Below are 18611 nucleotides of genomic sequence, written 5' to 3' on the forward strand. Positions count from 1 at the left end.
CAGATGCGAAAAGGGTAATGCGGGTGCGTTGGCGCTCGATCTTGGTCGGCTGCCGTTAGTTGTTCATTTCGCCCCTGTGGACGCAGATTAGGACGAAGACTAGGATGGGCGAAAGGCAGAATTTCACTGAATGGACTACTATTTTCAGTTTTATTCATTCACCAGAATTTAGGGCGAGATTATGCGTTATGGATTCCACTGAGCGGAATGAAACAGGTAGGGAAGTCGGGGCTGGCGGGGTGTCTCGCCTGTTCGCGTTGCTGCGGACCTTGGGGGAGGTGCCCGAAGGGGGGGAACGTGTCACCCAACTCGCGCAACAGGTCGGGTTGTCCCAGCCCACCACCCACCGCCTCCTGCGCAGCCTGATGGACGAAGGTATGGTCGAGCAGGACGCGCGCAGCAAACGCTATCGCCTGAGCCTGGAGTTCTTCGCCCTGGCGGCCAACGCGGGCAAGACCGGCAACCTGCGTGACCTGGTGCGGCCGAGCCTGTTGCGCCTGAGTGCGTCACTGGGTGATTCGCTGTTCCTGCTGGCGCGCAGCGGCTTCGATGCCATTTGCCTGGACCGCAGCGAAGGCCCGTACCCGATCCGCACCTTTACCGGCGATATCGGCGGGCGCGTGGCGCTGGGTGTGGGACAGGGCAGCCTGGCGATCCTGGCGTTTTTGCCGGAGGAAGAGCGCGAAACGGTGATCCGCTACAACCTGCCGCGGCTCAAGGACTTCCACCTGTACGACGAAGTGCTGCTGCGCTCGGAGGTAGAGAACGTACGCACCCTGGGCTATGCGGCGCGTAATACCGGGGTGCTGGAGGGCATGGCGGGGTTGGCGGTGCCGATTTTGAATCGGGACGGGCATGCAGTGGCGGCGTTGAGTGTGGCGACCATCAGCGACCGGCTGGGACCGAGCCGGTTGCCAATGGTGGTGGAGTTGCTCAAGCGCGAAGCGGCGGCGATCGGGCCGCGGATCAATCCGTTTGATCCGACCTTGCGCCGGCCTTCGCAAACCTTCGGCGGGTAACGATCCTTTCCACATTCGATCTTCATGGGGCTCGGGGCGAGCGCGGGATGGCGGTCCATAGATCATGCAAAGCCCAGGAAGATCGGATCCAATTACGGTATAACCCTCGGACGCTTTAGTTCTCCGAGGCCCCGTTTTTCATGCAAAGCCCTGTGCAACGCCCGCTGTGGCAGATCTACCTGATCTTTCTGGCACCGATGGTGCTGTCCAACTTCCTGCAAAGCTTTTCCGGCACCCTCAACGGCATTTATGTCGGGCAAATGCTCGGCACCCAGGCGTTGGCGGCAGTGTCGGGGATGTTTCCCATCGTGTTTTTCTTTATTGCCCTGGTGATCGGCCTGGGGGCGGGCGCCTCGGTGCTGATCGGCCAGGCCTGGGGCGCCCAGGAAACCGGGATGGTCAAGGCGATTACCGGTGCCACCCTGACCCTCGGCGCACTGGTGGGCCTGATCGCAGCGGTGCTGGGCAGTCTGTTTGCGCGCCCGGCCTTGCAGGCCTTGGGCACACCTGCGGATGTGCTCGACGATGCCGTGGGCTACGCCCAGATGATGATGTTGATCATGCCGCTGTTGCTGGTATTTATCCTCTACACCCAACTGTTGCGTGGTGTCAGCGACACCATTTCGCCGTTGCTGGCACTGATGGTCTCGACCCTGGTCGGCCTGCTGTTGACCCCGGCGCTGATTCGCGGCTGGATCGGTCTGCCGCCCCTGGGTATCCAGAGCGCGGTGTACGCAGGCCTGGTGGGGAATGCTTCGGCGATGCTGTTTCTGATCCTGCGCCTGCGCCATAAAAACCATGTGATGGCGCCGGATCGCGAACTGCTCGCGGCCTTACGCCTGGACCGCGTCATCCTCGGCAAAGTCCTGCGCATCGGCTTGCCTACTGGCCTACAGATGGTGGTGTTGTCGCTGTCGGAGTTGGTCATCCTTGCCTTGGTCAATGGCCACGGTTCCCAGGCCACGGCGGCCTATGGGGCGGTGACGCAGATCGTCAACTACGTGCAATTCCCGGCGCTGTCGATCGCCATCACCGCCTCGATCCTCGGCGCCCAGGCGATTGGTGCCGGGCGCCTGGAGCGCATCGGGCCGATCCTGCGCACCGGGCTGTTGATCAATACCTGCCTGACCGGAGGCCTGATCGTGCTGGGCTATTTGTTGTCCCACTGGTTGCTCGGGTTGTTCATCACCGATGACGCCGCGCGAGTGAATGCCGAACACCTGCTGCACATCATGTTGTGGAGCATCCTCGTATTCGGCTTCCAGGCCGTGATCGGCGGGATCATGCGTGCCAGCGGCGTGGTGCTGATGCCGGTGGTGATTTCGATCTTCTGCGTGCTGTGTGTTGAGCTGCCGATGGCATACCTGCTGAATGCGCATTTCGGCCTGGAAGGCGTCTGGATGGCGTTCCCGGTGACGTACCTGGCGATGCTGGGCTTGCAGACTGCGTATTACCGGTTGGTGTGGCGGCATAAGCAGATCAAGCGGTTGGTGTGATAAAAGGATGCGCAATTTAAGGACAGAAGACGTTTAAGTCATGGCAAACCCTTACGCCGAGTTGTTCCAGGTCCCCGGTGCCCGGGCCTTCGTATTGGCCGGCATGCTGGCGCGCATGCCGGTGTCCATGGCCGGTATTGGCCTGATCACCATGCTCTCCCAGGTGCACGGCGGCTATGGCCTGGCCGGATCGGTGGCGGCGGTGTTCGCCCTGGCCACGGCGTTTTGCGCGCCGCAGGTGTCACGGTTGGTGGACCGCTACAGCCAAGGCCGGGTGCTGCCGATTGCCGCCTTGATAGGCGGCGGGGCGCTGCTGATGCTGTTGCTGTGCACGCGGTTGCAGGCGCCGACCTGGACGTTGTTCCTGTTTGCTGCCCTGGCGGGCTGCATGCCGAATATGTCAGCCATGGTGCGGGCGCGCTGGACCGAGCTGTACCGGGGTCAGCCCAAACTGCAGACCGCATTCGCCTTGGAATCGGTGCTGGATGAGGTGTGCTTCATCATCGGCCCACCGATTTCGGTGGGCTTGAGCGTGGTGCTGTTCCCCGAAGCCGGGCCTCTGGTGGCCGCGCTGCTGCTGGCGGTTGGCGTTACCACGTTTGTGCTGCAACGTGCGACCGAACCACCGGTGCATGAGCATCACGCTCACCATCGGGGCTGGCTGATCGCCTCACCGTCGGTGCTGATCCTGATGATCCTGCTGCTGGCCATGGGGGTGATCGTGGGGGTGGTGGATGTGGTCAGCGTGGCCTTTGCCCAGCACCAGGGCCAGCCGGCGGCGGCAAGCATCGTGCTCTCGGTGTACGCCATCGGTTCGTGCCTGGCAGGCTTGGCCTTTGGCACCCTCAAGCTGAAGGCGCCGTTACCCCGGCAGTTCCTGTTCTGCGGCGTGGCCACGGCGCTGACCACCTTGCCGTTGCTGCTGGTCACCCACATTCCGGGCCTGGCGGTGGCGATCTTCATTTCCGGACTGTTCTTTGCCCCCACCCTGATCGTGTCGATGGCCCTGGTGGAAAAGATCGTGCCCGCGAGCCGCCTGACCGAGGGTATGACCTGGCTGATCACCGGCCTGAGCATCGGCGTGGCCATCGGTGCCGCCAGCTCCGGCTGGATGATCGACCATTTTGGTGCCGCCAGCGGATTCTGGGTGGCGCTGGCGGCGGGGGCGGTGGTGATGGGATCAGCGGTACTGGGCTATCGGCGGTTGGGTTGAGCGTCACAACCCACAATGAAACGTCAGCCAATCACGGGTCAGGAGTCCGCTCGGTGATGTTGCAGGAATTCGTTCAGCGCCTGGCGCGTCAAGTCGTTCAGGGTCACCTTTTTACGTGTCGCTTCAAGGGCGACGGCAAGATGAAGGTCGTGGCCGACCCGCACGTTAAAAGAGCCTTTGCACGGCTTCTCCGGTGTTTGCCCAAGGGCCTGGCAGGTAGTGAGGTAGTCGTCCACAGCTTCGCGAAATGCAGCGTCCAGTTCGGCGACGGTTTTGCCTTCGTAGCTCACCAGTGCCTTGATGAACAGGATCTTGCCGAACAGGCAGTTGTCTTCGAGGCTGGCTTCGATAGAGCCGATGTAGCCATTGTGTTTCAGTTGGTTGTTCACTGAATCAGTTCTCCTGATTTCAATTGTTCGATGATCTGGCGCCGAATGTAGTGTTTGAGTTCGTTGCCGGGATGAGGCTTGTGCAAAGTGATCATTGTGCTCGGATCGCCGATGTCGAACTTGACGCGGCTTCCAGCCCCCTCAATCTGTGTGTAGCCAAGACGACGCAGCAGCGTGACGAGCTCTGGCCAGGTAAATGCCATCTGCTCGTTGAGCAATTTGGCGAGCAGCTTTTCATTTTTGGACCCGGCGTTCCCTGCGTGTAACTAAATGTAGTTGCAAAAAAGTGGTGTTCGTCAATGCTAGCTGGGGTTTGTGTGTCTTTCCCGGGGATTGATGTAACCCCTGATGACAGCTCGCTCTACGCCGCCCATCCCCCGCTAATTTTTCCCTCTCCGGTTCGTTTTATAGGGACGACGTGCCTTTGTGCTTCCTGCCTATTGCTCCGGACTCCAACAAATGAATGCTGAAGACTCCTTGAAACTTGCTCGCCGGTTTATCGGGTTGCCCCTGGAAAAACGCCAGCTGTTCCTGCAGGCATTGCAGAAAGAAGGGGTGGATTTTTCGCGGTTTCCGATTCCGGCCGGCGTGGAGGCGGAGGACCGCCAGGCGCTGTCCTACGCGCAACAGCGCATGTGGTTTCTGTGGCAATTGGACCCGAGCAGCGGCGCCTACAATCTGCCGGGCGCCGTGCGGCTCAAAGGCGCGCTGAACCTTGGCGCCATGGAGCAGGCGTTCGCCAGCCTGGTGGCTCGGCACGAAACCCTGCGCACGGTGTTCCAGCGCCAGGCCGATGAACGCTTGATGCAGGTCGCCGTAGCGCCGTCGTTGGCCATTGACCAGCTCGATCTAACGAGGTTGGCCCCGGCCGAACGCGAGCACGCCGTCAACGACGCGGCCACCCGCCAATCGTTGTTGCCGTTCGACCTCGAGCACGGCCCGCTGCTGCGCGTGCAACTGCTCAAGCTCGATGCCCAGGAGCACGTGCTGCTGCTGACCCTGCACCATATCGTCTCCGATGGCTGGTCGATGAACGTGCTGATCGACGAGTTCATCCGTTTTTACGACGCCCACGAGCGCAACGAAGCGGCGAAATTGCCGGCGCTGCCGATCCAGTACAGCGACTACGCCTTGTGGCAGCGCCGCTGGCTGGAAGCGGGGGAGCAGGCCCGTCAATTGGAATACTGGCAGGCGCGCCTGGGGGATGAGCACCCGGTGCTGGAACTGCCAACGGACCGCCCGCGCCCAGCCATGCCCAGCTATCAGGGCACCCGCCACAACTTCGCGATTGACCCGGTGCTGGCCGCGCAGTTGCGCACCTGCGCGCAACAGCACAACGTCACCCTGTTCATGCTGCTGCTCGGCGCCTTCAATGTGTTGCTGCATCGCTACACCGGCCAGGGCGATATCCGCGTCGGCGTGCCGATTGCCAACCGTAACCGCAGTGAAGTCGAAGGGTTGATCGGGTTCTTCGTCAACACCCAGGTACTGCGCACCGAACTGACCGGGCAAACCCGCGTTGGCGAGTTGCTGCAAGGCATCCGGGAGCACGCCCTCGGCGCCCAGGCTCATCAGGAATTGCCGTTCGAGCGCCTGGTGGAAGCCCTCAAAGTCGAGCGCAGCCTCAGCCATACGCCGCTGTTCCAGGTGATGTACAACCATCAGCCGGTGGTGGCCGATATAGCATCGGTCAGCACCGCCTCCGGCCTGGAACTGGCCTTGGTGGAATGGCAAGGCCGCACTACCCAGTTCGACCTGACGCTCGACACCTATGAAAAATCCGGCACCCTGCACGCCGCGCTGACCTACGCCAATGACGTGTTCGACGCGGCGTCCATCGCGCGAATGGCACGCCACTGGATCAGCCTGTTGCAGGCCATGGTCGCCGATGGCGAACAGCGCATCGGCGAGTTGCCGATGCTGGCCGCCGAAGACCTGCACACAGTGGTCAACGCCTGGAACCAGACCGCGCAGGCGTATCCGACCGAGCGCGGCATACATCAGTTGATCGAAGACCAGGTCCGGGCCACGCCTGATGCGCCGGCGTTGCTGTTCGGTGCTGTCACGCTGACCTACGCCCAGCTCGACGCCCGTGCCAACCAGTTGGCCCATGCCTTGCGCGAACAGGGTGTTGGTCCCGATGCGTTGGTGGGGATCTGCGTCGAACGTTCGGTGGAAATGGTCATCGGCCTGCTGGCCATTCTCAAGGCCGGCGGCGCCTATGTCCCGCTCGACCCCGAATACCCCCAGGAACGCCTGGCCTACATGATCGAAGACAGCGGCATCCAGCTGCTGCTCAGCCAGCACAGCCTGCTGCCGCTGCTGCCTGTCGAAGGCATCCGGGTGATGCTCCTCGACCAGGCGCCAGGCTGGCTCGACGGTTACAGCGTTGCAGCGCCCGTGGTCGACATCCATGCGCTGAACCTCGCCTATGTGATCTACACCTCCGGCTCCACCGGCAAGCCCAAGGGCGCCGGCAACAGCCATCGCGCACTGGTCAATCGCCTGTGCTGGATGCAGCAGGCCTACGGCCTCGATGCCAGTGACGCGGTGCTGCAGAAAACCCCGTTCAGCTTTGACGTGTCGGTGTGGGAGTTCTTCTGGCCGCTGATGACCGGCGCCCGCCTGGTGGTTGCAGCCCCTGGCGAACACCGCGAGCCGGCGCGGCTGATCGCGACCATCGGCGAGCACGCGATCACCACCTTGCACTTCGTGCCGTCGATGCTCCAGGCGTTTATCCATGAGCCGGGCGTGCAGGCCTGCGTAAGCCTCAAGCGCATCGTGTGCAGCGGCGAAGCCTTGCCCCTGGACGCGCAATTGCAAGTGTTCGCCAAGCTGCCCCAGGCCGGTTTGTTCAACCTCTACGGCCCGACGGAAGCGGCCATCGACGTGACCCACTGGACTTGCATCGATGAAGGCCGTGACAGCGTGCCGATTGGCCGTCCGATTGCCAACCTCGGCACCTACGTGCTCGATGCGCAGCTCAACCCGGTGCCTGCCGGCGTGTCCGGCGAGCTGTACCTGGGCGGCACCGGCCTGGCGCGCAGTTATCATCGCCGTCCGGCGCTGACCGCCGAACGTTTTGTACCCAGCCCCTTCGGTGACGGCGCGCGCCTGTACCGCACCGGCGACCGCGTGCGCCAGCGTGACGACGGTGTGATCGACTACCTTGGCCGCCTCGACCACCAGGTCAAGCTGCGCGGGCTGCGCATAGAACTGGGCGAAATCGAGACGCGGTTGATGCAGCACCCAGGCGTGCGTGAGGCGGTGGTGCTGGTACACGGCGGCAAGCAATTGGTGGCCTATCTGGTGCTGGAGGGCGAGGCGCCCACCGACCTCAAGGCCTGGCTGCTCAGCAGTCTGCCGGAATACATGGTGCCGACCCATATGGTGCACCTGGCCAAGCTGCCGGTGACCGCCAACGGCAAGCTCGACCGCAAAGCCCTGCCAGTGCCCGATACGGCGCCGCAACAGGCGTATGTCGCTGCGGAAAATACCCTGCAAAAAGCCCTGGCGGCGATCTGGCGCGATGTGCTCGGCGTCGAGCAGGTCGGCCTGGACGACAACTTTTTCGAGCTGGGCGGCGACTCGATCATCTCCATCCAGGTGGTCAGCCGCGCGCGCCAGGCGGGGATTCGCCTCAGCCCGCGCGACCTGTTCCAGTACCAGAGCGTGCGCAGCCTGGCGTTGGTGGCAAGCTTCGAGCAAGCCAGCGTTATCGACCAAGGCCCCGCCAGCGGCGAGGTGATCCTGACGCCGGTGCAGCAAGGCTTTTTCGCCCAGGCGGTCCCCGCGCGTCAGCACTGGAACCAATCGTTGCTGTTGACCCCGCGCGAGCTGTTGGAACCGGCACGCCTGGAAGCCGCCCTGACCCAGGTGATCAACCATCACGACGCCTTGCGCCTGCGTTTTGTGCAGCGGGCCGACGCTTGGCAGCAAGACTATGCCGCGCCAGTCACCGAGCCGGGCCTGTGGCAAACCCACGCCAGCAGCGACGATGAGCTGGCGGCGCTGTGCGATGAGGCCCAGCGCAGCCTCGACCTCGAGCAAGGCCCGCTGCTGCGTGCCGCGTTGGTGAGCATGGCCGATGGCAGCCAGCGCCTGCTGCTGGTGATCCATCACCTGGTGGTCGATGGCGTGTCCTGGCGCATCGTTCTGGAAGACCTGCAACAGGCTTACCACAAGGCATCGTTGCCGGCCAAAACCAGCGCCTATCAGCTGTGGGCCGAACAGTTGCAAGCCCATGCCCGCACGCTGGACCACCAGTTGGCGTACTGGCAGGCACAGTCGATGGACACGGACTTGCCGTGCGACAACCCCCACGGCGGCCTGCAAAACCGCTTGGGCAGCAAGCTCGAAATCCGCCTTGATGCCGAACACACCCGTCAACTGCTCCAGGACGCACCGGCGGCCTACCGCACCCAGGTCAACGACCTGTTGCTCACGGCCCTGGCGCGCGTGGTCAGCCGCTGGAGCGGCCAGAACGCCGCACTGATCCAACTGGAAGGCCATGGCCGCGAAGACCTGTTCGACAGCGTCGACCTGACCCGCACCGTGGGCTGGTTCACCAGCCTGTTCCCGGTGCGCCTGCACGCCGACGGCGAGCTGTCGGCCGCGATCAAGTCGGTCAAGGAGCAACTGCGCGCCGTGCCCGCCAAAGGTATCGGCTATGGCCTGCTGCGCTACCTCGGCCCGCCTGCGGCCCGCGAAGCCTTGGCGAACCTGGCCGCGCCACGCATCACCTTCAACTACCTGGGCCAGTTCGACCGTCAGTTCAACGAGTCCGCGCTGTTTGTTCCGGCCCCCCATGGCAGCGGTCAGGCTCAGGATGCCGAGGCTCCGCTGGCCAACTGGCTGACGGTCGAAGGGCAGGTGTACGGCGGTGAACTGGCGCTGCAATGGGGCTTCAGCCGCGAGATGTTCGAGGCGTCGACGGTGCAGCAGTTGGCGGATGACTACGCGGCAGAGCTCAAGGCCTTGATTGAGCATTGCCGAGCCACCCCGGCAGGGCAGGTTACCCCTTCGGACTTCCCGCTGGCCCGCTTGACCCAACAGCAACTGGATGCGTTGCCCGTGGCGGGGCCGGCGATTGCCGATCTTTATCCGCTGTCGCCGATGCAGCAGGGCATGTTGTTCCATACCCTCTACGAACCAGAAGCCCAGGCGTACATCAACCAGTTGCGCCTGGATATCGACGGCCTCGACCTGTTGGCTTTCGGCCGCGCCTGGCAGGCTGCACTGGACCGCCATGACATCCTGCGCAGCAGCTTCCACTGGCTGGGCCTGGACAGTGCGCATCAAGTGATCCAGCGTCAGGTCGACGTGCAGTTGCACGTGATCGAAGACATCGATGCCGACTTCGATGCGCTTGCCGAGGCTGAACGCGAGAAGGGCTTCGCGCTCAATGCTGCGCCGCTGTTTCGCCTGATGCTGGTGCGGGGTGCGGGTAACGCCTGGCACCTGATCTTCACCAGCCACCACATCCTTATGGACGGCTGGAGTAACGCCCAGTTGCTGGGTGAAGTCCTCGCCCACTATGCCGGCCAGGCCTTGCCCGCGCCGCTGGGGCAGTTCCGCGATTACCTGGGCTGGCTGCAACAGCAAGCCTCGGGTGAGACGTTCTGGAAAGCCGCCCTGGCGCCGTTGCAAACACCTACCTTGCTCGCGCAAGCGCTGCGCGCGCCGGGCGATGGCATGGGCACGGCTGAGCATCAATTGATCCTCGAGGGCGAGTTCACACAGGCTCTCGGCGAGTTCGCCCGTCGCCAGAAAATCACCCTCAATACCGTGCTGCAAGGGGCGTGGAGCCTGTTGCTGCAGCGCTACACCGGTCAGGATTGCGTGGCCTTCGGCGCCACCGTCGCCGGGCGTTCGGCACCGCTGCCGGGGATCGAGCAGCAACTGGGCCTGTTTATCAACACGTTGCCCATCGTCAGTACGCCTTCCCCAGCCCAACCGGCGGCCCAATGGCTCAACGAGTTGCAAGCCCTGAATCTCGGCCTGCGCGACCATGAGCATGTGCCGCTGTACGACATCCAGGGGTGGGCCGGCCAGCAGGGCGCATTGTTCGACACCTTGCTGGTGTTCGAAAACTTCCCGGTGGCCGAGGCCCTGAAGCAGGGCGCGCCCGCGGGCCTGACGTTTGGCCGTATGCACAACCATGAACGCACCCATTACCCGCTGACCCTGGGCATTGAGTTGGGGGCCAGCCTGCGTCTGGAGTTCAGTTACGATCGGGCCCGCTTCAGCGCTGAACAGGTCGCCCGCTTGAGCGCCAACCTGCACCACCTGCTGGTGCAGTTGCTCACCGATGCCCAGGCGCCGCTTGGCAACCTGCAATTGCTTGACGCCACCGCACAATGCGACGTGCTTGCCCTCAGCCAATCACCGGGCGCGGCCCAACGCCAGTCGCGCGTGCACCAACGCATCGCGGCCCAGGCCGCTGCCACACCGCATGCGCTGGCAGTACAGGCTGGCGAAGCACGCTTGAGCTATGCCCAGCTCAATGACCGTGCCAATCGGCTTGCCCATCGTCTGCTGGCGCTGGGCGTGGGCCCGGGCCAGCGCGTGGGCCTGGCGTCGCGGCGCGGCCCGCAACTGATCGTCAGCCTGCTCGCCGTGCTCAAAAGCGGCGCGGCCTATGTGCCCCTCGACCCGAACTATCCCGCCGACCGCCTGGCCTACATGCTGGCGGACAGCCGCCTGGACCTGTTGCTCAGCGAAACCGGGTTACTGGCCGACCTGCCGCTGCCGCAAGGGCTGGCCCGCCTGGACTTCACCGCCTCCGGTACAGAGCTGGCCGGCTACCCTGCCAGCAACCCACTCACCCACGCTGCGGCTGCCGATCTGGCGTACGTGATCTACACCTCGGGTTCCACCGGCCAACCCAAGGGCGTGGCCATCGACCATGCGGCCCTCGGCCAATTCTGCGACAGCGCCGAGGTCTACAGCCAACTGTGTGCAGAGGACCGCGTGCTGCAGTTCGCGACCTTCAGTTTCGACGGCTTTGTCGAGCAGTGCTACCCGCCGCTGTGTGTGGGCGCCGCGTTGATCATGCGTGGCGATGAACTGTGGGATGCCGGCCAATTGGCGCGGGAAATTGTCGAGCAGGGCGTGACCCTGGCTGACTTGCCGGCGGCCTACTGGTACCTGCTGGCCAAGGAGTGCGCGGCCGATGGTCGCGCCCTGGGCAACCTGCGCCAGGTGCATGTGGGCGGCGAGGCCATGTCGGTGGAAGGGCTGCGCGCCTGGCACGCAGCCGGCCTGGGCGGCGTGCGCCTGGTCAACACCTACGGGCCGACCGAGGCCACCGTGGTGTCCAGCGTGCATGACTGCCAACTGGCGGATGCCAGTGATGCGTTCGGCGTGCCGATTGGCCGGGCGATCGCTGGCCGCTCGCTGTACGTACTCGACAGCGGCTTCGAGCTGTTGGCCACCGAGGGCGTTGGCGAACTGTGCATCGGCGCCGAGTTCGGCCTGGCCCAGCGTTACTTCGACCGCCCGGCGTTGACCGCCGAGCGCTTACTCCCGGACCCGTTTTCGGCGGTGCCCGGTGCGCGGCTCTACCGCAGTGGCGACCTGGCCCGTTACAACGAGGCGGGCGCCCTGGAGTACGTGGGGCGTATCGACCATCAGGTGAAGATTCGCGGGTTCCGTATCGAAATGGGCGAAATCGAGGCCAGCCTGCAAGCCCTGCCGGGGGTGCGCGAAGCTGCCGTCGTTGCGCAGCCGAGCGCCACCGGCACGCAGTTGGTGGCGTACGTGGTCGCGGCCCACGGCCAGCCACTGGATACCCAGGCGCTGGCGGCGGCCTTGCGCGAGTCCTTGCCGGACTACATGGTGCCGGGTCATTGGCTGGTGCTCGATGCCTTGCCGTTGAACAACAACGGCAAGCTTGACCGCCGCGCGCTGCCGATGCCGGACCTGAGCCAGGCGCGGCAGGCCTACCGCGCTCCTCAAAGCCCGCTGCACATGCAGTTGGCGGCGATCTGGCAAGCGGTATTGCACGTCGAGCAGGTGGGGCTCGATGACCATTTCTTCGAGCGCGGCGGGCATTCGTTGCTGGCCACTCAGGTGATCTCCCGCGTGCGTCACGACCTCCAGCTGGAAGTGCCGTTGCGAGCGTTGTTCGAGCAACCGACGCTGGAAGCGTTCGCGGCGGCCTGCGCAGGTGTGCAGGCCGGCACTGCAAGGCCGATGGTGGCGGTGGGGCGTGATCGGCCACTGGCACTGTCCTTCGCCCAGGAACGCCAATGGTTCCTTTGGCAACTGGACCCCGGCAGCGCCGCCTATCACGTACCCACCGCATTGCACCTGCGCGGTGAGCTGGATATCCCGGCACTGGAGCACGCGTTCCAGGCCCTGGTGCAACGCCATGAACCATTGCGGACCACCTTCGTGGAAGAGGCTGAGCACACCTGGCAGGTCATCCAGCCAAGCCTGGCGATGCTGATCCAACGCCAGCAGGTGCATGACTCGGCCATCGAGCAGGCGGTCGCGCAAGAAATCCAACGCCCGTTCGACCTGCTCAACGGCCCGCTGATGCGCGTCATGCTGCTGGAGATCACGGCCGCGCACCATGTGCTGGTGATCACCCAGCACCACATCATCTCCGACGGCTGGTCGATGCAAGTGATGGTCGATGAGTTGCTGGCGCTGTATCAAGGCCAGGCGCCGTTGCCGGCATTACCGATCCAGTACGCCGACTATGCCGTGTGGCAACGCGATTGGATGGCGGCCGGGGAGAAACAACGCCAACTCGATTACTGGCGTGCACGCCTGGGCACCGAACACGCGGTGCTGGAACTGCCCCTGGACCACCCGCGCCCGGCGGTGCAAAGCCATCGGGGTGCGCGTCGGCGGGTACACCTGGACAACGCCCTGGTGGCCGAACTCAAGGCGCTCGCCCAGCGCCAGGACGTGACCTTGTTCATGCTCCTGCTGGCGTCGTTCCAGACTTTGCTACACCGCTACAGCGGCCAGGCCGAGATCCGTGTCGGGGTGCCGATCGCCAACCGTAATCGCCTGGAAACCGAGCGTCTGGTTGGCTTCTTCGTCAACACCCAGGTGCTCCAGGCCGACCTGCACGGGCAGATGCCCTTCGAGCAGTTGCTGGCCCAGGTCAAGCAGCGTGCCCTGGAGGCCCAGGCCCATCAGGACTTGCCGTTCGAACAACTGGTGGAAGCGCTGCAACCGGAACGCAGCCTCAGCCATAACCCGTTGTTCCAGGTGATGTTCAATCACCAGGACAACCTGCGCGCCGGTCCGGTGCAACTGCCTGGCCTGGATCTGCAGCCGGTGGATTGGGCCGGTCACACGACCCAGTTCGACCTCAACCTGGAAACCGAGGAGTCCGTCGACGGCCTTTGGGCATCTCTGACCTACGCCACCGACCTGTTCGACGCCGCCACCCTGGAGCGCCTGGCCGTGCACTGGCAGAACCTGCTGCGCGCAGTGGTCAACGATGCCTCCCAGGCCCTGGACGAGCTGGCGATGCTCAGCACGACGCAATGGCAGCAGATGGTCGAAGACTGGAACCACACGACCGTCGATTACCCGCGCGAGTGCTGTGTTCACCAGTTGTTCGAAGCGCAAGCCCTGGCACAGCCGCACGCCATCGCGCTGCACTTCAACGGCGAGGTCGTGCGCTACAGCGAACTCAATCGCCGCGCCAACCGCCTGGCCCATCGCCTGATCGCGGCGGGCGTCGGCCCGGACGTGCGGGTGGCGGTGCATGTGGAGCGTTCCCTGCACATGGTGGTCGGCCTGCTTGCGACCCTCAAGGCCGGTGGCGCCTACGTGCCGCTGGACCCGCAATTCCCGGCGGATCGCCTGGCGTTCATGCTCGAAGACAGCCGCGCCCAGGTGCTGTTGACTCAGTCGCCGCTGATCGGGCGCCTGGTGCAACCGCAAGGCCTGCAGGTGCTTTTGGTCGAGGACACCGGCGGTGACGAACACAATCCGCAGGTCAGCGTCACGCCACAACACCTGGCCTATGTGATCTACACCTCCGGCTCCACCGGCAAGCCCAAGGGCGTGATGGTGCCGCACCAGGCGCTGTGCAGCTTTACCTGCGGCATGGCCGGCACCCTGGACATCGGCGCGCAGGCGCGGGTGCTGTCGCTGACGACATTCTCGTTCGACATCTTTGCCCTGGAGCTGTACGTGCCGCTGACAGTTGGCGCCACTGTGCTGCTGAGCGGCCAGGAACTGGCGCTCGACCCGGAGGCGATAATCGACCTGGTCGTCGCCCAATCCGCCAGCGTGCTGCAAGCCACGCCGTCCACCTGGCGCATGCTGCTGGAAAGCCCGCGTGCCGACCTGCTGCGCGGCATCAAGTGCCTGTGTGGCGGCGAAGCGCTGCCAGCCGACCTGGCCCAGCGCATGCTCGACCTGCAAGGCCCGGTGTGGAACCTCTATGGTCCCACCGAAACCACCATTTGGTCGGCGGCTCATCGTCTGCTGGAGGCGCAACCTTTGGTTGGGCGACCGATCGCCAACACCGCGTTGTTCATCCTCAATGCCGGGCTCAGCCCATGCCCGTTGGGCGCGGCCGGTGAACTGCTGATCGGCGGCGTCGGCCTGGCGCGCGGCTACCATGCGCGTCCAGCCCTCACCGCCGAACGTTTCGTGCCCAACCCTTACGGCGCGCCGGGCGAGCGCCTGTACCGCAGCGGCGACTTGGCACGCTACCGTGCCGACGGCGTGGTGGAGTACATCGGCCGGGTCGACCATCAGGTCAAGGTGCGCGGTTTCCGTATCGAGCTGGGCGAAATCGAAGCCTGCCTGCGCGAGCATGAAGGTGTTCGCGAAGCCGTGGTGCTGGCCGACAACGACCGCTTGATCGCCTACCTGGTGACGTCTGCGGCACAGCCGGCGCAAGCCTACACAGCGGCCTTGCGTGAGCGTCTGCCGGACTACATGGTGCCGGCGCACCTGATGTTCCTCGATAGCCTGCCCTTGACCCCCAACGGCAAGCTCGACCGCAAGGCCTTGCCCAAGGTCGATACCCGCCTGTTGCTGAAAAGCCATGTGGCCGCCGTCACCCCGCGCGAACAACAGGTCGCGGCGATCTGGTCCGAGGTGCTGGGCGTACCCCAGGTCGGCCTCGACGACCACTTCTTCGAGCTGGGCGGGCATTCGCTGCTGGCCACGCGGGTGGTATCGCGGGTACGCCAGGCACTGGCGCTTGAAGTGGCGCTCAAGACCCTGTTTGAACACCCGTTGCTGGGTGACTTCGTGGTGGCCCTGGGCGAGGAGGGCGTGGTCGCGCCGGCGCTGCTCAAGGCCGATCGCAGCCAGCCGTTGCCGCTGTCGTATGCCCAGGAACGCCAATGGTTCCTGTGGCAACTCGACCCGCAAAGCGCCGCGTACCACATCCCCAGCGCCCTGCGTTTGACAGGCCCGTTGGACCTGGCGGCGCTGCAACGCAGCTTCGACACCTTGCTGGCACGCCATGAAAGCCTGCGCACCCATGTGCGCCAGGACGCCGCCGGTACGGTCCAAGTGATTGAAGACTCGGGCCTGATTGAAATCGATCTGGTCGACACCGATGAAGCTGGCCTCAAGGCACGGGTGGCTGACATCGTTGCGCAGCCATTCGACCTGCTGCGCGGGCCGTTGCTGCGCGCCCAGCTGCTGCGCCTGGCCGAGGATGAGCATGTGCTGGTGCTGGTGCAGCACCACATCGTCTCCGATGGCTGGTCGATGCAACTGATGGTCGAGGAGCTGGTGCAACTGTACGCCGCCTTCAGCCACGGGCAGACGCCAGCCCTGCCGGCCTTGCCGATCCAGTACGCCGACTATGCCGTGTGGCAGCGCCAATGGATGGAGGCGGGAGAGAAGGCCCGTCAACTGGCCTACTGGCGTGAACAGTTGGGTGGCGTGCAGCCGGTGCTGGAATTGCCTTTCGACTACCTGCGCCCGGCCCTGCAAAGCCATCGTGGCGCACGCCTGGGTATCGAGTTGCAACCGCAGCTCTTGGCCGGTTTGCGGCGCCTGGCGCAGGGCGCGGGAGTGACGTTGCCGATGGTACTGCTGGCGTCCTACCAGGCGTTGCTGCACCGCTACAGCGGCCAGGAAGACGTGCGCATCGGGGTGCCGATTGCCAACCGCAATCGCCTGGAAACCGAGGGGCTGATCGGTTTCTTCGTCAATACCCAGGTGCTCAAGGCCGATATCCATGGGCAGATGAGCGTTGTGCAACTGCTGCAACAGGTACGCCAACGTTCCCTCGAAGCCCAGGCCCACCAGGACCTGCCGTTCGAGCAACTGGTAGAAGCGTTGCAGCCCGAGCGCAGCATGAGCCTGAGCCCACTGTTCCAGGTGATGTTCAACCATCGCGTGACCTCGGCAGCCAATCACCTGCAGCGCCTCACCGAATTGGACGTCGAGGTGCTGAGCTGGGATGAAGGCGTGGCCCAGTTCGACCTGGCACTGGATGTGGAGGAAAGCCAGGCGACCCTGCGTGCATCCCTGGGCTACGCCACCGATCTGTTTGCCCCAGCCACTATTGAGCGCATGGCCGGCCACTGGCAAAACCTGTTGCAGGCGATGGTTGCCGACCCACAGCAACCCATCAGCCAACTCAACCTGCTGGGCCAGGATGAGCAACGACACATCCTGCAGCTGTGGAACCAGACCGACGCGGGCTTCAGCGCCGAGCGGCTGGTGCATGAGCGGGTGGCCGACCGTGCCCGGGAAAACCCGCACGCGGTGGCGGTGAAGTTCGACGCGCAAACCCTCAGCTACGGCGAGCTGGACCGCCAGGCCAACCGCCTGGCCCATGCCCTGATCGCCCGTGGCGTCGGCCCGGAAGTGCGTGTGGCGATCGCCATGCCGCGCAGCGCCGAGAGCATGGTGGCGTTCCTGGCGGTGATGAAGGCCGGTGGCGTGTATGTGCCGCTGGATATCGAGTACCCGCGTGATCGCCTGCTGTACATGATGCAGGACAGCCGCGCGCAGTTGCTGCTGACCCACACCAGTGCCTTGCAGCAACTGCCGATCCCCGAAGGCCTGGACAGCCTGGCGATTGATCGCACCGAGCAATGGGCCGATTACGGCGACACTGCGCCGGATGTAAAACTGGACGGCGACAACCTCGCCTACGTGATCTACACCTCGGGATCCACCGGCATGCCCAAGGGCGTGGCGGTGTCCCATGGGCCGTTGGTGGCGCACATCATTGCTACTGGCGAGCGTTATGAAACGTCGCCGGCCGATTGCGAACTGCACTTCATGTCGTTCGCCTTCGACGGTTCCCACGAAGGCTGGATGCACCCGCTGATCAATGGCGCCAGCGTGCTGATCCGAGACGACAGCCTGTGGCTGCCCGAGTACACCTACGAGCAGATGCACCGTCACAACGTGACCATGGCGGTGTTCCCTCCGGTGTACCTGCAACAGCTGGCCGAGCATGCCGAGCGTGGCGGCAACCCGCCGAAGGTTCGGGTCTACTGCTTCGGTGGTGATGCTGTCGCCCAGGCCAGCTACGACCTGGCCTGGCGCGCGCTCAAGCCGACCTACCTGTTCAACGGCTACGGCCCGACCGAAACCGTGGTCACGCCGCTGCTGTGGAAAGCCCGTCGAGGCGATCCATGCGGCGCCGTCTACGCCCCGATTGGCACGTTGCTGGGCAACCGCAGCGGCTACGTGCTGGACGCGCAACTCAACCTGCAACCCATCGGCGTCGCCGGCGAGTTGTACTTGGGCGGCGAGGGCGTGGCCCGCGGTTACCTGGAGCGCCCGGCACTGACCGCCGAACGCTTCGTGCCGGACCCGTTCGGTAAACCGGGCAGCCGCGTGTATCGCAGCGGCGACCTGACCCGTGGCCGTCCGGATGGCGTGGTGGATTACCTCGGTCGCGTCGACCATCAGGTGAAAATCCGTGGCTTCCGTATCGAACTGGGTGAGATCGAAGCGCGCTTGCGTGAGCAGGACAACGTCGGTGAAACCGTGGTGGTGGCCCAGGAAGGCCCGACCGGCAAGCAACTGGTGGCCTACGTGGTGCCGGCGGATGCGAGCCAGGTCAACGAAGCCGAGTTGCGCGACCACCTGCGCCGTGCACTGAAAACCCGCCTGCCGGATTACATGGTGCCGACGTACTTCATGTTCCTCGCGCAAATGCCGCTGACCCCCAACGGCAAGCTCGACCGCAAGGGCCTGCCGCAACCGGACGCCAGCCTGCTGCAACAGGCCTATGTGGCCCCTGAAACCGAGCTTGAACAGAAGATTGCCGCGATCTGGGCCGAGGTATTGCGCCTGCCGCAAGTGGGCCTGAACGACAACTTCTTCGAAGTCGGCGGCCACTCGTTGCTGGCGATCCAGATCACCACGCGGGTCCAGGCCGAACTGGGCCTGGAAGTGCCGTTGGTGGAAGTGTTCCAGACCGAAACGCTGCGCGCCTATGTCCAGGCCGCAGCCACCTTCCGCGCAGGCACTGCGGAAGATTTTGATGACCTTCGTGACTTTTTGAGCGAACTAGAGGCGATTTGAC

General features: G+C 64.4%; 6 protein-coding genes. 4 read left to right on the forward strand and 2 right to left on the reverse strand.

Going from position 1 to position 18611, the window contains the following annotated elements:
* The first annotated feature begins 188 nt into the window (after window positions 1–188).
* The 3 genes from FIV39_RS13055 (at window position 189) to FIV39_RS13065 (ending at window position 3728) form a co-directional block, all read left to right on the forward strand.
* Window positions 189–1019 (forward strand): IclR family transcriptional regulator, encoded by an 831-nt coding sequence (locus FIV39_RS13055; protein ID WP_090405618.1) that lies wholly within the window; start codon window positions 189–191, stop codon window positions 1017–1019.
* A gap of 140 nt (window positions 1020–1159) precedes the next feature.
* Window positions 1160–2515 carry an MATE family efflux transporter gene (locus tag FIV39_RS13060; RefSeq protein ID WP_090405616.1) on the forward strand — a complete coding sequence of 452 codons (1356 nt, stop codon included), beginning with the start codon at window positions 1160–1162 and terminating at the stop codon, window positions 2513–2515.
* A 40-nt stretch (window positions 2516–2555) separates the two neighbouring features.
* The gene (locus FIV39_RS13065) at window positions 2556–3728 is read left to right on the forward strand and encodes an MFS transporter (RefSeq protein WP_090405613.1); all 1173 of its coding nucleotides are present in this window, start codon (window positions 2556–2558) and stop codon (window positions 3726–3728) included.
* Window positions 3729–3766: 38 nt separating this feature from the next.
* On the opposite strand, the gene FIV39_RS13070 is transcribed toward FIV39_RS13065, so the two are convergent.
* Window positions 3767–4117, reverse strand: a complete 351-nt coding sequence (locus FIV39_RS13070; protein ID WP_090405610.1) for a type II toxin-antitoxin system HicB family antitoxin — start codon at window positions 4115–4117, stop codon at window positions 3767–3769.
* Window positions 4114–4320, reverse strand: coding sequence for a type II toxin-antitoxin system HicA family toxin (locus FIV39_RS13075; RefSeq protein WP_090405607.1), 207 nt, complete (start codon window positions 4318–4320; stop codon window positions 4114–4116). Before FIV39_RS13075 ends, FIV39_RS13070 begins: the two co-directional genes overlap by 4 nt.
* A 256-nt stretch (window positions 4321–4576) precedes the next feature.
* On the opposite strand from FIV39_RS13075, the gene FIV39_RS13080 reads away from it, so the two are divergent.
* Window positions 4577–18610, forward strand: coding sequence for a non-ribosomal peptide synthase/polyketide synthase (locus tag FIV39_RS13080; protein ID WP_090405604.1), 14034 nt, complete (start codon window positions 4577–4579; stop codon window positions 18608–18610).
* The last annotated feature ends 1 nt before the right edge of the window (window position 18611 follow it).

The organism is Pseudomonas grimontii (genome assembly GCF_007858185.1).
In the GTDB taxonomy this organism is placed as follows: Bacteria; Pseudomonadota; Gammaproteobacteria; order Pseudomonadales; family Pseudomonadaceae; genus Aquipseudomonas; species Aquipseudomonas grimontii.

Bases quoted from the DNA above. Each gene is read 5' to 3' on its own strand.
- FIV39_RS13055 (WP_090405618.1), top strand. From the start codon at position 189: ATGGATTCCACTGAGCGGAATGAAACAGGTAGGGAAGTCGGGGCTGGC.
- FIV39_RS13060 (WP_090405616.1), top strand. From the start codon at position 1,160: ATGCAAAGCCCTGTGCAACGCCCGCTGTGGCAGATCTACCTGATCTTT.
- FIV39_RS13065 (WP_090405613.1), top strand. From the start codon at position 2,556: ATGGCAAACCCTTACGCCGAGTTGTTCCAGGTCCCCGGTGCCCGGGCC.
- FIV39_RS13075 (WP_090405607.1), bottom strand. From the start codon at position 4,320: ATGGCATTTACCTGGCCAGAGCTCGTCACGCTGCTGCGTCGTCTTGGC.
- FIV39_RS13080 (WP_090405604.1), top strand. From the start codon at position 4,577: ATGAATGCTGAAGACTCCTTGAAACTTGCTCGCCGGTTTATCGGGTTG.